The organism is Corynebacterium singulare, from assembly GCF_000833575.1.
In the GTDB taxonomy this organism is placed as follows: Bacteria; Actinomycetota; Actinomycetes; order Mycobacteriales; family Mycobacteriaceae; genus Corynebacterium; species Corynebacterium singulare.
The window spans coordinates 1,862,040-1,877,410 of record NZ_CP010827.1; the positions used below are offsets into that span (position 1 = coordinate 1,862,040).

A 15,371-nucleotide genomic window follows, 5' to 3' on the forward strand; every position below is an offset into this window, starting at 1 on the left:
CCGAAGATTCACCCAGATCTTGCCCGGACGTCATGTTCTGTTCCTCAAAGCGGCACACAGCGGCACGTACCGTAGTTCGGAATCTTTCCGTCTCATCACAAGGAGCCTCCCGCTATGTCTCGCTCTTTCTCCCGCCGCGCCCTTGCCCTGTGCGTTGCAACCGCTACCACCGTCAGCCTGGCTGTCCCAGCAGCTTCCGCCAAGATTGTGGATAGCGTGATCGAGCACTCTGTTGCCAACGCAAGCCTCAAGGTTTCCCCGATTGGCACTTACGAGTCGGGTGTATACAAGGAGTCCGCTGCCGAAATCGTGGCCTTCCACCCAGCAACCAAGCGCATCCTCACCGTCAATGCTCATGCCGGTGAGATTGATGTTCTTGATGCTTCCGACCCGACAACCCTCACTCGCATCAGTTCGATTTCCGCAGGCGAAGGCAAAGAGATCAACTCTGTTGCTGTTCGCCCTGACGGTCTGGCTGTCGCCGCCGTTCAGCAGGCCGACAAGACCGAGGAAGGCGAAGCGCTGTTCTTCAACGTCGCGGCTGAGAACCTGGAGTCCGCAGAGTTGGGCCGCGTGACCGTCGGCGCTCTTCCGGATAACGTTCATATCACTGCCGATGGGAGCTACGCCCTGGTGGCCAACGAGGGTGAGCCCTCCAACGAGCTCAACGCTGAAGGTACTGATTACGCTACGGACCCGGAGGGCTCCGTGTCCGTTATCAAGCTGCCAGAGAGCGTCGAAGCCCCAACCGAGGCTGATGCCCGCGTTGCTGACTTTAAGGCCTTTGACGGCCAGGATCTCCCGGAGGGCGTGCGCGTCTTCGGCCCGTCCGCACACGAGTCCAAGCCTTCCATCGACTTCGAGCCTGAGTACATCTCCTCCCAGGACGGCAAGGCATTCGTGACCTTGCAGGAGGCGAATGCGATTGCCATCGTCGATATCGAGTCCGCCACCGTGGAGAAGATTCTGCCGGCACACATCGCTGATCACTCCACGGTTCCGCTCGATACCTCCAACAAGGATGACAAGGCTGAGCTCCGCACGGTTCCGGTGAAGGGCCTGTCCATGCCGGATTCCATCGGTGCTTTCACTGCGGGTGGCCAGACTTATTTCGCCACCGCCAATGAGGGCGACGCCCGCGAGTGGGGTGTCAAGGAGAAGGACGGCGGCTCCGGCGTCTACACCGATGAGGTGGAGCTCGGGGACCTTGTTGAGGAAGGCAAGGTGTGCGAGGGCGCGCTTGGCGACGTCTCCCTGGAAGACCTCGCCGACAAGAAGCAGGCCGGCAACCTAAAGCTCACCAACGCCTCCGGCTGGAATGAGGAGAAGGGCTGCTTCGACGAACTGTACGCCTACGGCTCCCGCTCCTTCAGCATCTACGATGCGAACGGCACCGTCGTCTTCGACTCTGGCGCTCAGTTCGAGCAGATCACGGCAGAGCTCAACAAGCCGGGCGTATTCCACCACAACGCTGACAACGAAGGGGCCGAGTTCGATGACCGCTCCGACAACAAGGGCCCCGAGCCGGAGGCCCTCGTTATTGGCAAGGTGGGCGAGCGCACCTACGCCTTCATTGGTGCTGAGCGTGTCGGCGGCATCTTCGTCTACGACGTCACCGACCCCGCCAACGCTTCCTTTGTCACCTACGTCAACAACCGTGACTTCTCCACCGATGAGTTTGCTGATGCCGGCGACCTCGGCCCAGAGGGCTTCGCTTTCGTAGATAAGGCGGACTCCCCAAATGGTGATTACCTGCTCATCGTCGGCAACGAGGTTTCTGGTACCACCACTGTCTACTCCGTCGAGGACCTCCTTGGCTCCACCGATGGAGAACCGGACGACTCCAACTCCGATGACGCCGGCAACAACAGCGGCGATCAGGATGGCAAGGACGAGCAGGATGCCGGCACCGACCAGGACAATTCTGACCAGGACGACAACAGCAAGGACACCCAGGGCGGCAAGGACTCCAAGGGCTCTGCGGAGAACAGCTCCCGCTCGGTTTCTGGCGGTGTCATCGCCGGTTCCGTCATTGGTGTGATTGCCGCGCTGGCCGCAACCATTGGCATTCTGCGTGTCCCGGGCGTCCGCGAGACCGTACTCAGCCTCGCTCCGGCTCCGCTGCGTGCACAGCTGGAGAAGTTCCTCTAAGCCCTATCCCCCCACGGGAAGGGGCTGCTACATTGTAATGAGCTTTCTGAGAAGCCTTTTCATATTTGCCTTTTCCCTTCACAAGGAGAACCCTCGCTATGCGTCTTTCCACATCCCTTGTCACCGTCTGCGCCACCACGCTGGCGCTAGTCACCCCGCTGGCTGCGGCGGACAACGACACCTCCGCATCCGCATCGGCCACCGCATCTGCGACCGCCGCGGCTGCCGACGCCTCCTCCGAGCCCGTCTCCCAGGATGCTTCCGCCGATGCTTCCCAGGCCGCCTCCACACAGGAAGCTGCGCAGGAGCCGGCTGAAGAGCCGACGAAGGAGACCACCGGCTTCGACGGCGGTTCCTCAGATGTTGGCCACCCCAACACGTCAGAGCTGTCCCAGGAGTGCAAGGATGAGGTCAACCAGGCGCGTAAGGACCACGAGGCTGCCGTCGCCGACGGCACTGCAGGGTCGTCCTTCATGGGCCCGCAGGAGCTGGCATACGGCGTGCTGAATGGTTACGGTTCCTCAGGCATGCCGGAGAAGCCGGAGTGCATTGAGACGGAGAAGGAAGCGAAGCTGGAGAAAGAGTGGGACGAGATGCCTGAGTTCGTCCAGTCTGCTCGCCCGACGGAGAAAACGAAGGAAATCTCCGCGTGGGTTGTCGGCGCCTTGGCTCTGCTCTCCGCGGGGATCCGCGTTGCGGTCGTCGCGGCTGAGTTCGACCCGTCCATCCTGAACGGCCTGCGCGCCTTCCTCAAGAGCATGGGCTTCTACTGGGACAACAGTAAGAAGAACGACAAGGCCGACGTAAAGGCTGCGAACTAAGCCACAGAGTCCACACTGGGAGGCGCTGCGAGTTTTTCTCCGCAGCGCCTCCCCTTGTGTTAGCCGTGGATGACTCTGCTCCTCCCCCAGGCTAGGCCCTAGAACAATTCCTTCGTTGCAATCTCAGCGCCCTCAACGAGGGACTCCAACTTAGCCCACGCGATCTGGTGGTGCAGGCGGCCACCGAGGCCGCAGTCGGTCGACGCGATGACGTTTTCTGGACCGACCAGCTCGGCGAACTGGATGATGCGGTCAGCAACTAGGCGCGGGTGTTCAACGGCATTGGTGGAGTGAGACACCACTCCTGGGTAGATGACGGTGCCTTCCGGCAAAGTGTGGTCCTTCCACACGCGCCACTCATGCGCGTGGCGAGGCGACGCTCCCTCGAAAGAGAACCCGCCGACTTTAGCCTGCAGGATCTCATCGATGATGTCCTCAAACGGGATGTCCGTCACGTGCGGGCCGTGCCACGAACCCCAGCAGATGTGCAGACGGGTTTGCTCGCGCGGGATGTCCTTGATGGACTCGTTGAGGATTTCAATGCGCTCGTGCAAGAAGGCCTGGAAATCCTTCACGGTTGGCTCCGGCACGACGGAATCCCAGGCCTCCGCCAGGTCCGGGGCATCGAATTGCACGGTCAATCCTGCATCGGTGATGGCCTTGTATTCCACCGACAAAGCCTCACCACAGGCGCGGACCAGCTCGGACTCATCCTCGTAGTACTTATTGGGAAGACGTGCGGCAGCACCCGGGGATAGGGCGGCGACGAAGCCCTCGGTGTCTGCGGGGAGGGCGTCGGCAAGCAGCTTCACATCAGCCTCGACCTGCTCCTGGCCGATGTAGGTCACCGGGCCGGTGAACTCCGGATTAGCCACCTTCTTGCGCCCAGTGAAAATGCCTGAATCCGGGTCGTTGTAAGCCTCAGAGAACAGGGCACGGTCGCGGCGATCCTTCATCGAGGACAGACGAATCTTCCCCGGCTCGGAACGAATCTTATCGCCGATTTCCCAGCGGTCCTTGTCCGTCATGGTCAGACCACCCAGGCGGGTAAAGGAGTAGTTCCACCAGGCGCCGTAATCCACGGCGCCGGAGGTGATGTGGCCGTACTCGCCCTCGTTGATGATGTCGACGCCGAGATCCACCTGGCGCTTCACCACATCCGCGACGGAGCGCTCCAAGATTTCGTGGAATTTCTCATCTGAGATGGTTCCTGCAGAACGCTCGAGGTTGGCCTCCAGCAGTTCCTTCGTGCGCGGCAGCGAGCCGACGTGAGTCGTGCGAATCTTGTTGACCATGGGGGAAGGGATGTCCTTTCTTCTAGTCTATGCTGTCTAGAATAACGTAGACATCACGCTCCCACTGGATCTCGCATCACCTTAAATTCATCCGAGGATGCCGGCCCCCATCGTGGCCTTCAGGTCACCCATGAGGTTGCTGGAGCGCTCCACACGCAGGTGCTCGCCGAGGACCATCATGGTGGACTCTTCGCCGTCGACAAGCGTGAGGTACACATCGGATTCGCCGCGGTTATTGACCAGCACCTGCTTGAGCTTGGCAATATTGTCCATCGTGCACTGGTCGGTGCGCATGGTCAGACGCAGTGGCAAGCCCGCTCCATTGCCGGGGCCCAGGTCAGGAACGCGAATATCGGAGCAGAAGAGCGACATGCGCTCATCTCGAATCTTCACTTGGACCTTGGCCAAGATGATATTGTCCTCTGCAATCTGGGTCGCTACCAGCGAATACACCTGGTTAAACACGAGGATGTCCACCTGGGCTCCGTTGTGGTCTTCCATGCTCACGATGGCCCACGGCGAGCCATCACGCTTGGAGAAGCGCCTGTCGACGCCCGAGATGATGCCACCAATCACCAACTCTTGGCCATTGCCAACCTCACCGTTCAGAATCTTCGTAATCGGGGTATCGGTCTGCGCCTCAAGCGCTTCCTCAAAACCATCAAGTGGGTGGCCAGAGACATACAGACCCAGCATCTCGCGTTCGAGGGCGAGCTCGTGCTTGCGGTCCCAGTTCTCATCGGGGACGTCGATGGCAAAGGCAGATACCGACTCACCATTTTCCTCGCCCCCGCCGAAGCCGGCGAAGAGGTCAAACTGCCCCTTATCCGCTGCTTTCTTCGTGGTCTGGACGGAATCCACGGCATCCTCATGGATGAGCATCAGACCCTTGCGGGGGTGTTCCAGGGAGTCGAACGCGCCGGCCTTGATGAGTGACTCCGTCACGCGCTTGGAACACGCAGCCAGCTCAATTTTGTCCAGGTAATCGGAGAACGAGGTAAAGGCTCCTTTTTCCCGGCGGGTCTTCACGATGGAATCCACCACTTCCCCACCAACGTTGCGGATGGCACCCATGCCGAAGCGAATATCTTCTCCCACGGCCTGGAAAGTTTCAACGGACTCGTTAACATCCGGTGAAAGAACGCGAATACCTAGATGGCGGCAGTCTGCGAGGTAGATGGCGGACTTGTCCTTCTTATCGCCCACGGAGGTCAACAGTGCAGCCATGTATTCCGGCGCGTAGTAGGCCTTGAGGTACGCCGTCCAGAATGACACCAAACCATAGCCTGCGGCGTGGGACTTGTTAAACGCGTAGGACGCGAAGGGCTCAATCGTGCCCCACAGCGCATCCATGGCTTCCTTGGAATAGCCATTATCCTGCATGCCGCCCCAGAACTTGTCGTACTGCTGCGCCAGAACTTCCGGCTTCTTCTTACCCATCGCCTTGCGGAAGCCGTCTGCCTCGCCAGCGGTGTAGTTGGCCACCTTCTGCGAGATACGCATGATCTGCTCCTGGTACACGATGAGGCCGTAGGTCTCATCGAGGATCTCTCGCAGCGGTTCCTCCAGTTCCGGGTGAATCGGAGTGATTTCCTTGCGCCCGTTCTTGCGGTCGGCGTAATCCCAGTGAGCGTTCACACCCATCGGGCCGGGGCGGTACAGCGCCAGTGACGCGACGATATCCTTGAAGCCCGTCGGCTTCATGCGCTTGAGCAGCTCCTGCATACCGCCGGAGTCCAGCTGGAACACGCCGAGGGTATCGCCACGCGAGAGCAGGTCATACACCTTGGAGACCTTCGGGTCATCGGCGTGTAGATCCTCGAGGCCGATTTCCTCACCGCGGTTCTTCTTGATGTTTTCCAGGCAGTCACCAATCACGGTGAGGTTGCGCAAGCCCAGGAAGTCCATCTTCAGCAGGCCAATGGCCTCACAGGCGGGGTAATCCCAGCCGGTGATGTAGGCGCCGTCGGCTGGGCGCTTCCACATAGGAATGTGGTCCATCAGACGGACCGAGGCCATAATCACCGCACAGGCATGGACACCTGCCTGACGAACAACGCCCTCAAGACCGCGCGCGGTCTCATAAATCTTCTTGACGTCTGGGTCGGTCTCAATCATCTGACGGACCTCGGTAGCCTCAGAGTAGCGCGCGTGATCCGGGTCCATGATGCCGGCGAGCGGGATATCCTTCGCCATGATAGCGGGCGGCAGTGCACCGTTAATACGGTCCGCCATCTGGAATCCAGGCTGGCCAAAGTGCACCTTCGCGGAGTCTTTAATAGCCTGCTTGGTCTTCACCGTGCCGAAGGTAATCACCTGCGCGACCTTGTCCTCGCCCCAGCGGTCAGCAGCATAGGTGATCATCTCGCCGCGACGGCGATCGTCGAAGTCGATATCGATATCGGGTGCGGACGGGCGTTCTGGGTTCAAGAATCGCTCGAAGAGAAGGCCATGCTCGATGGGGTCAATGTTGGTGATCGTCAACGCGTAGGCCACGAGCGCACCTGCCGCCGAACCACGGCCCGGGCCGACGCGAATACCAATGGAGCGGGCGTGTTTGATGAGCTCAGCCACGATAAGGAAGTAGGACGGGTAGCCCTTCATGTCGATGACGCTAATCTCATACTCGGCGCGGTCGATGTATTCCTGTGGAACGTCGCCCCCGTTAAAGCGGTCCTTCAAGCCCTCCATGACCTCGTGGGTCAGCCACGAAGTTGGGGTGTGGCCTTCGGGGACGTCCGCAATCGGCATGCGGTCATGGGTATGCTCCTCCCAAATCGCGCCGTAGTCTTGAACGCGCTCCGCAATCCACAAGGTGTTATCGCAGGCTTCCGGAACCATGTGGTCCCACAGCTCGCGCATTTGTGCTGCGGACTTGATGTAGTAACCGGTGCCGTCGAATTTGAAACGGTCCGGGTCCATGAAGGTCTTGCCGGTCTGCACACACAGCATGGCCTCGTGGGACGGCGCCTGGGATTCCAGCACGTAGTGGCAGTCATTGGTCACCAGCGGCGGCAGATCCAGCTTGCGGCCGATTTCGAGCAGGCCGTCACGCGTGCGCTTCTCGATGTCCAGCCCATGATCCATAAGCTCCAAGAAGAAGTTGTCCTTGCCGTAGATGTCCTGCCACATCGCCGCGGCTTCGAGGGCCTCGTTGAACTGACCCAGGCGCAAGCGAGTCTGAACATCACCAGATGGACAGCCGGTGGTGGCGATGATGCCCTCGGCATGCTCTGCAATCAGCTCCGCGTCCATACGCGGCCACTTACCCAGCTGGCCCTCATAGGACGCCAACGAGGAGAGCTTGAACAGGTTGCGCAGGCCAGTCTCATTTTCCGCCACCATAGTTTGGTGCAGGTAGGCGCCTGACGCCGAGACATCATCGCGCTTCTGATCCGGGGTTCCCCACAGCACGCGCTTCTTGTTGAAACGCGACTCCGGCGCCAAGTAGGCCTCGATACCAATGATGGGTTTGACGCCCGCGCTAGTCATTCTCTGATAGAAGGCATTCGAGCCGTACATGTTGCCGTGGTCCGTCATGCCGACGGCGGGCATGCCTTGGCGGACCACTTCATCCGCCAACATATCCACCTTGGCCATGCCGTCGAGCATGGAAAACTCGGTGTGGTTGTGCAGGTGGACGAAGGAGGAGTTTTTGGCCATGCGGTCATCTTAGCGGGGCCGTCAAACTTCCTGGATTACTCAACATCCTGTACATTTTTCTGTGATGTTCTACACTATCGCCGCCTATCTCATGTGGGGCTTCTTTCCGGCTTTCTTCCCCCTGCTGCGCCCCGCCAGCCCATTCGAAATCCTTGCTCACCGCATCGTGTGGACTGCGGTGCTCGTGACCCTCATGTTGGTGGTGACGGGCGGCTGGCGTGAGCTCAAGGCGATGAGCCTGCGCACGTGGGGCTGGATGCTGGGCTGCGGTATCACCATCACTATCAACTGGGGCACCTATGTCATCGCCGTCAATAGTGACCACGTGGCGGACGCCGCTTTAGGCTATTTCATCAACCCCCTCGTTTCGGTGGCCTTGGGCATCGTTGTCCTCAAAGAGACGCTCACTAAGGCACAGGTGGCGTCGGTCAGCATTGCGTTTGCGGCGGTGCTATGGCTGACGTTCATGACCGGCCAGGCACCGTATTATTCACTGGCGCTGGCTTTTAGTTTCGCGCTGTATGGTCTGCTTAAGAAGCAGATTACGGTGTCCTCGATGGGGTCTGTAGCCGCAGAAACGATTGTTATGTTGCCTTTTGCCCTCATGTACTTGGGCTACTTGCAGGCCCAAGGCGAGTCCACATTCACCAGCGAGGGTCCTGGGCACAGTGCTCTCCTGGTGACGTCCGGCCTCGTCACGGCCCTACCGCTGCTGTGCTTCGCACAAGGAGCTAAGCACCTTCGTCTTTCTACGTTGGGCATGCTGCAGTACATGACGCCCATCATGCAGATGTTGTGGGCAGTGTTCGTGACCCAGGAGCACATGCCAACCGAGCGCTGGATCGGCTTCATCATCATCTGGGTGGCGGTCATCATTTACCTGGCGGATTTGGTGCGTATGGGCCGCGCTTCTCGACGCCACGCCCGCCTCCACCCCGCCCCGGATCAGACACCGAGCTAGGAACGGCGGCGAAGCTCGTCGCGGGCCTGCTTGGCACGCTTTCGCTTGGCGGCCTCCTCATCGGCATTGAGCGCCCAGCGCGGCATGAGTACCGCCATGGCAATGCAGTAGAGTGCAACGACAACCATGATGCCCAGCGTCAATCCATCCGTGCCAAGGATGGCTAGTGCGATAGCGGCGAGAACTGTGATGATTGCTCCTGCCCACACCATAATGTAAGCGAAGCGGTAATTGGCAGGCCACGTAGCGGTCTGAGGGACAAGGCGCATGGTTAGCTCTTAAGGTTTCGCGGTCTGGTGGACGTTGGACGGTGGGCGGACTCCGAAGGAGCCCCAGGGGGCGTCGGCAGGCGCGGCCTCCACAGTCGCCACACGGGGATCTGCGGCGAGCGCACGCAGCTCCGCACCGCTGGAATATACCACCGCAGCATCCACGGTGGTGGGGGCATCCTCGCCGATATCGCGGGCGCGGTCTGCCACGCGGTGAAGCACAGTATCGATGACATCGGAACGGTCCTTGCCCGCAGTAGGCTCCGGGACGACCACGGGGGCTGCCAAGCCGATAACGATGGCGTTCATGCGCTGAACAGGGCTCAGGAGGTCAGCGGTTTCCTTGGGGGTAAGTGCGTCATTAAACCCCACCAGCGCGTACGTCGGCTCGTCGGCCTGCGCCAGTGATTCCTCGGCACGCTCACGGTACTCGGCGGCGCTTTCTGCGCCATCTGGTCCCAGCTGATCGCCCTGCAGCGCGGTACTCGGTTGGGTACCGAACACACCAAACGCAAGCACCACGGCACAGGCCGCCACGGCCAGCAGCACGAGGGCAGCGATGCGCCGCCGCCAATAGATGCGTTCGCTTGGGACTCGCCGGCTCGTCATCCGCGCAGAACCTCAACTGCATGTTCAAGGTCCTCCGGGTACGGGGCCGTGCACTCGAACCACTTACCGGTGCCCGGGTGAGTAAAGCCCAAGGTGACCGCATGCAGCCACTGGCGGATAAGCCCCACCCGTTTGGCTAGGTTCGGATCACAGCCATACATCGGATCACCGACGCACGGGTGCCCAGTGGCAGACATGTGGACGCGAATCTGGTGCGTACGGCCGGTCTCCAAGTGGACTTCGAGGAGGCTGGCTTCGCGGAAAGCCTCGAGCAGCGTGTAGTGCGTCACCGCCGGCTTGCCGTCATCGACCACCGCGAACTTCCAGCCCGCCGACGGATGGCGCCCAATCGGGGCATCAATAGTGCCAACGATGGGATCCGGCAGACCTTGGACCACCGCGTGGTAGGTCTTTTCCACGGTGCGTTCGCGAAAGGCCGTCTTGAGCTGGGAATAGGCACGTTCGCTGGCTGCCACAACCATGACGCCAGACGTTCCCACGTCGAGGCGGTGGACAATGCCTTTGCGTTCGGTAGGGCCGGCGTCGGCAAGCGCATAGCCCGCCGCCCGCAACCCACCAATCACGGTGGGGCCGTCCCAGCCCAACGTGGGGTGTGCGGCCACGCCCACCGGTTTGTACACACAGATGATGTCCTCATCCGAGTAGAGGACATCCATCCCCTCAACCAGCTCTTCCTTCGGAACGAGGGGCTCGTCCGGAGCGGGCATCATGACATCCACCCACCCCCCGGCAGTGAGCCTCTCGGACTTGCCTACAGCGACGCCGTCGATCTCTACGTCCCCCGCCGCGCACAGCTCCGCCACCTTTGCCCGAGACAGCCCAAGAAGCTTGGCCAGGGCCGCATCAGCGCGCATGCCCTCCAAACCTTCGGGTACTGGCAACCTACGACTCTCACGCATCAGATTCCTGCGCCTCCTTCCGCTCGGCCCGGAGCATCCCGATAATAAAGACAACGACCCCACACGTAATCGACGCATCCGCAATGTTAAAGACGGCGAAGTTACCCACGGAGATGTAATCCACCACGTGCCCAAACCAGAAGCCGGGCTCGCGGAAGAGCCGGTCCATGAGGTTGCCCAGGGCTCCGCCGCCAATCATGGCCAAACCCACGGCCTGCCAAGAATCATGGAGCCGAGGAGCAGCAATGGCGACGCCGATAACGAAAACCAACTGGATGGTGGTAAACAGCCACGTGGAGCCCTCGCCGCCCATAGAGAAGGCCGCGCCGGGATTGAAGAGGAGGTACAACCGGAACCAGTTGCCAATCACCGGCATCGCTTCACCCTCGGTGAGGATCGACAGCATGAGCTGCTTGACTGCTTGGTCGACGGCGGCCACGCCGAGCACCACCGCGGCCATTGTTCCGATATAACTCCTTGCTTTCACCCGTTCCATTCTAAACAGCCTGATCCGGTAATTTGGAATGCGTGTTTCGTGTGAGAGTCCTAGCAGTCCTGTCCGCCGCCACCTTGGGAGTAACCGGCGCGCTCGCTGGCTGTACCTATTCCCAGCCGGCCAAGCCTGTGGAGGAGCCCGTGGGCTTGCCCCTCGATGCCCCGCGCGTTACCATCCTCTCCCCCGGTGATGGTGCCGGCCGTGTGCTGGCGTACCAGGATCTCGACTCCGAGCAGTCCCTGACCTACACGGTGGCCACTGGCTTCAACCAGGACTTGCGCAAGGACGGCAGCGAAGGCTCCTCACCTGAGGCCACCGACGAGGTCACTCTCCCGCTGCAAGCCTCCGTGGAGGCTGCGACCGAGAACGTCGAGGGACAGGTGCCGGCGAGCCGCAATGCTTTTGTCACCGTGGGCAAGCCGGAAGCCGCACACGCTGATGTGGCGTCGGCCGAAGGTTTCCAGTTTGGCTGGCGCGGCACCGATACCGGGCAGATGAATTCACTGCGCCTAGCCGCCCCACAGGCCGCCACCGATGAGGCTCGCAGCACGGTAGAGCGCGCAATTACCAGCCTCACCTCCCTGCCTATCGTCTTCCCCGACGAGGAGATTGGCCGCGGTGCGCAATGGACCGTGGAGTCTCGTGTCACCGGTGAATCGACCTTGCTGCAGACCACGACGTACACCTTGAACAAACTCGAGGGTGATGTCGCTACCCTCGATGTATCCGTGGAGCAGCGCCCGTCCCTGGGCGCCCTGTCCTTCGACAGCGCCGATGCCCCCGCCGAGCTTCACGGCAAGGAGCTCAAGGTCCTCGACTCATCAACCACATCCGAGGGCACCGTCACTGTTGATCTCTCCAAGCCCTTGCCCACGGCTGGCGCCGTCTCCATCACCACCCTCATCTCCTACGGCTCCGAGGGCTCGGACCTCCGCGTCATGCAGTCCAACGCAACTGAAATGGAGTTCCGCACCGACTAAGAGCACGCAGAAACACCCGCACTCCCCCGGTTCGAAGCCAGGGGGATGCGGGCGTACGTAAATGTGTGGGTAGCGAACTAGATTACTGCGCGGGGGCTTCTGCGCCGCCCTCTGCGGGCATCTCGCCTTCGGCGCCGCCACCGGCAGGCGCATCAACAACAGAGTCAGCACACATCTCCGGAACTTCCTCTGGCGGCACGATGTTGGTCACTAGGACACACGCCCAAGTCTTGGACAGCTTCCAAGTGCCGCCCTCGTTGATGAACTCCACCTGGTCGGCAGTCTGCTGCTGGCCGTCCGGGGTGTTGATATGGACGGTAGCCAGAGCGGAATCCGGCACAAGGCCCGGAATGACTGGGGCAACAACCTCGAAGGTGGCACCGGATTCAGCCTGGGACTGGGACATGACGTCGAAAAGCTCCGGCGCGGTCTCACTGCCTTGCACCAGCTGAATCTTCTCCTCCTGCGGCACGTTCGGGTCAGAGGCCTTGGTCAGGATCTCGTTGAGTTCCTCCACGGACGGCATCTCGGTGGAGACGACCTGGGATGCAGAGGTCTCGCCGGAAGGCTTGGCGGCGCTGCTGGTGTTGACCGCGTCATCGTCAGAGGACGAGCAGGCAGCCAGGGTGGTGGCGGCGCCTAGGGCCAGGGCTGCGACGCTCAGCTTGATGGATTTCACAGATACTCCTCACTAGGGGGTCGTGGTTAATCCCTTTCACTCTAGCGCTCACGAACATCACCCTGTGTTTCCCGCGCAGCGTTGCGCCTGAAGTACCCTGGTGGAATGACTTTTGCGCTCATCGCCACCGGCGGCACCATCGCCTGCACCACCGTCGAAGATGGCTCCCTCGTTCCCACCGTCAGCGGGCAACAGCTTGTAGAGTCCCTCGACGACTCACCTGCTGATGCACAGAGCTTCGACGTCATCGAATTTCGTCAGCTCGATTCAAGCTCTATCACCCTGGCGGATCTGGATGAACTCCTCGCTTGCGTGCAGTCCCAGCTTGCTCGTGACGAGATTGAGGGCGTTCTCATCACCCACGGCACCGATTCCATGGAAGAGACCGCGCTGGCGCTATCGCTTTTTGATCTTGGTTCTGGGCCCATCGTTGTAACGGGCGCACAGCGCTCCTTCGATCATCCGCAGGGCGATGGTCCGCGTAACCTGCGCGATGCCCTCGAGCTCCTGCGCACCAAGAAATCAGGCGTGTGGGTTCAGTTTGGCGGGCGCACCATTGCCGGGCGCGGCGCACGCAAGTGGCACACATCCCACCTCAACGGTTTTGAAGAACTTCCGGTGGGCGAACCACTCCACGCACCCCTGCCCCTGGTGCCGCTCGCTCCCCACACCGTCTCCATCATCGCAGCGTATCCGGGTTCGGACGCTGCGCTTGTCGACGCCTCCCTTACCCACTCCTCCGGCCTCATCATTGAAGCCTTGGGCTCGGGCAACATGGGCGAAGAGATGGGCGCCGGCGTGGCCCGCGCCTTGGAGGCGGGGATTCCTGTTGTCATCAGCACCCGCACGCCCTATGGAAAGACCAAGCTGGCCTACGGAGGTGCCGGTGGCGGCGCCACTGTGGGCGAACTGGGCGCGGTGGCCTCAGGCGCCTTCCGCGCTGGCCAGGCCCGCATCCTACTCGCCGCGGCGCTGGCCACCGGCACGCCCGTGGCCGACATTTTCGCCCAAGCCCCGGCCACCCGGACCTACACCGCTGACTAGTCTTCCTCCGAGTCGACGCTGTCCAGGTAGTCCTCCCAGGCCAGGGAATCCACGGGGTCAGCCGGCTGCAGGTCCTTATCATCCGTAGCAAAAGACCGGGCAATCCCCGGGCCTGTCGCGCTGGTTTCAAAACGTACGCTGACCACCCCATGCCCCGTGCCTTGAATCCAGCCATGCCCGAAATCGGGATGGTACACATCCTGAGTAGCGTGCCAGCGGCGCGCCGGGTCCGTCCCCGCTGTTCCCAGCTCTCCCGACTCCGGCCCCAATCCTGTCCCAGACTCGGGCTCACCGGGAGCATGATCGCTCACGCCGGTTTCATAATCCGTATCTGGGGCTGACCGAACGACCTCGCGGTCCAACTCGGGGAAGAGCACATCTTGACGGGCGGTTTCCAGTCCCGAATAGCTCACGCCCACGAGTCGAATGGGCCCTAGCTCGTCAGGATAGCGCGCCAGGCTCAACGCCTTGGCTTTGAGAATGTCAAGATCATCGGTGGCATACGGCAAAGTAGCTGAGCGCGACTCGATGTGAAAATCCGCCATCCGTAACTTCACCGTCACTGTGCGCGCGCCGCGCCCATCCTTGAGCAGCCTGCGGTGCGCGCCCTCCGCCGCGCGGGTCAGCGCCGCATCCACCTCTGCCACTGTGCGCAAATCCGTGGGATAGGTGAACTCAGTGGAAATCTGCTTCGCAATCGCTCGCGGCGCCACCGGCCTATCATCAATGCCCTGCGCCAGCTGCCACAACTGCACGCCCACCACGCCACCGAGGGAAATTTCCACCTCCTTGCGGCTCATCGCCGCCAGCTGCCCAATCGTGTCCACCCCAATTGCCGCGAGCTTCTGCTGCGTCACCGGTCCCGCTCCCCACAATTTCCCTACTGGCAACGGGTGAAGAAGCTCATCAAAGCGGTCGTGCGGCACAACGAAGGTGCCATCGGGCTTGGCCTCCCCGGACGCAATCTTCGCCGCCTGCTTGCCCGCCCCAGCACCGATTGAACTGGGCAGACCAGTCTCCTCACGGATGACGCGGCGAAGGTTCTCGGACCATTCAAGGACGTCGGTGGGGGTGGCGTCGACAAGCGCAGCCGGCTCCAGGAAGGCCTCATCAATGGACAACTGCTCAATGAGCCCCGCATGCTCAGCAATGATGCCGAAGACCCGGCGCGAGGCCACCGAATACACCGCCCGGCGCGGCTGCACCACCACGGCCTGATAACCAACAAGCTGCTGCGCGCGGAACATCGGCATAGCCGAGTGCGCACCGTACTTGCGGGCTTCGTACGAAGCCCCCGCCACCACGCCGCGCCCACCGGCCCCGCCCACCAGCACGGGTCGACCCTTCAGCGTGGGCCGGGTCAGTTGCTCCACGGAGGCGAAGAATGCATCCATGTCAATGTGAAGGACCCAGCGTTGCATGCGCCCCAGTCTAAACCCCGCCTCGGCGTTACCTATCATTTCGTTTTCCTTAAGGCAACCAC

General features: G+C 61.3%; 13 protein-coding genes. 5 read left to right on the forward strand and 8 right to left on the reverse strand.

Translation table 11 applies throughout. The features are described 5' to 3' along the window. Positions 1–114 precede the first annotated feature (114 nt). Together CSING_RS08685 and CSING_RS13015 are read left to right on the forward strand one after the other, a co-directional pair. Positions 115–2,151 (forward strand): choice-of-anchor I family protein, encoded by a 2,037-nt coding sequence (locus tag CSING_RS08685; RefSeq protein ID WP_042531498.1) that lies wholly within the window; start codon positions 115–117, stop codon positions 2,149–2,151. Positions 2,152–2,249: 98 nt separating this feature from the next. Beyond that, positions 2,250–2,972: a hypothetical protein gene (locus CSING_RS13015; protein WP_052471401.1), complete on the forward strand. Its 723-nt coding sequence runs from the start codon at positions 2,250–2,252 to the stop codon at positions 2,970–2,972. 98 nt (positions 2,973–3,070) lie between these two features. Here the strand turns inward: CSING_RS13015 and CSING_RS08695 are convergent, their stop codons facing one another. Together CSING_RS08695 and dnaE are read right to left on the reverse strand one after the other, a co-directional pair. Next, positions 3,071–4,267, reverse strand: a complete 1,197-nt coding sequence (locus tag CSING_RS08695) for a cobalamin-independent methionine synthase II family protein (protein WP_042531500.1) — start codon at positions 4,265–4,267, stop codon at positions 3,071–3,073. Between the two features lie 87 nt (positions 4,268–4,354). Next, positions 4,355–7,930, reverse strand: a complete 3,576-nt coding sequence (gene dnaE / locus CSING_RS08700; RefSeq protein WP_042531502.1) for a DNA polymerase III subunit alpha — start codon at positions 7,928–7,930, stop codon at positions 4,355–4,357. Between the two features lie 64 nt (positions 7,931–7,994). Between dnaE and rarD the strand changes: the two genes are divergently transcribed. Beyond that, positions 7,995–8,891, forward strand: a complete 897-nt coding sequence (rarD, locus tag CSING_RS08705; protein WP_042531504.1) for an EamA family transporter RarD — start codon at positions 7,995–7,997, stop codon at positions 8,889–8,891. Here rarD and CSING_RS08710 read toward each other — a convergent pair. The 4 genes from CSING_RS08710 to lspA are packed head-to-tail and all read right to left on the reverse strand — an operon-like array spanning position 8,888 to position 11,185. Then, positions 8,888–9,160: a hypothetical protein gene (locus tag CSING_RS08710; RefSeq protein WP_042531506.1), complete on the reverse strand. Its 273-nt coding sequence runs from the start codon at positions 9,158–9,160 to the stop codon at positions 8,888–8,890. The two genes, rarD and CSING_RS08710, sit on opposite strands and share 4 nt — an antisense overlap. Positions 9,161–9,169: 9 nt before the next feature. Beyond that, complete coding sequence (locus CSING_RS08715; protein WP_042531508.1) at positions 9,170–9,769, reverse strand: hypothetical protein; 600 nt, start codon at positions 9,767–9,769, stop codon at positions 9,170–9,172. Further along, on the reverse strand, positions 9,766–10,689 hold the full coding sequence (locus CSING_RS08720; RefSeq protein ID WP_042531510.1) for an RluA family pseudouridine synthase: 924 nt from the start codon (positions 10,687–10,689) through the stop codon (positions 9,766–9,768). The genes CSING_RS08715 and CSING_RS08720 overlap by 4 nt, the downstream gene beginning before the upstream one ends. Further along, on the reverse strand, positions 10,682–11,185 hold the full coding sequence (gene lspA, locus CSING_RS08725) for a signal peptidase II (protein ID WP_042531512.1): 504 nt from the start codon (positions 11,183–11,185) through the stop codon (positions 10,682–10,684). The genes CSING_RS08720 and lspA overlap by 8 nt, the downstream gene beginning before the upstream one ends. Before the next feature lie 32 nt (positions 11,186–11,217). On the opposite strand from lspA, the gene CSING_RS08730 reads away from it, so the two are divergent. Then, entirely contained in the window at positions 11,218–12,165 is a 948-nt protein-coding gene (locus CSING_RS08730; RefSeq protein ID WP_042531514.1) for a DUF6263 family protein, read from the forward strand. A gap of 82 nt (positions 12,166–12,247) precedes the next feature. On the opposite strand, the gene CSING_RS08735 is transcribed toward CSING_RS08730, so the two are convergent. Next, positions 12,248–12,844, reverse strand: a complete 597-nt coding sequence (locus CSING_RS08735) for a nuclear transport factor 2 family protein (RefSeq protein ID WP_042531516.1) — start codon at positions 12,842–12,844, stop codon at positions 12,248–12,250. A 105-nt stretch (positions 12,845–12,949) separates the two neighbouring features. Here CSING_RS08735 and CSING_RS08740 point away from each other — a divergent pair, with 105 nt between their 5' ends. Further along, positions 12,950–13,888, forward strand: a complete 939-nt coding sequence (locus CSING_RS08740; RefSeq protein WP_042531518.1) for an asparaginase — start codon at positions 12,950–12,952, stop codon at positions 13,886–13,888. Here the strand turns inward: CSING_RS08740 and CSING_RS08745 are convergent. Then, positions 13,885–15,309: a DNA polymerase IV gene (locus CSING_RS08745; RefSeq protein ID WP_042531520.1), complete on the reverse strand. Its 1,425-nt coding sequence runs from the start codon at positions 15,307–15,309 to the stop codon at positions 13,885–13,887. The two genes, CSING_RS08740 and CSING_RS08745, sit on opposite strands and share 4 nt — an antisense overlap. Positions 15,310–15,371: the final 62 nt, after the last annotated feature.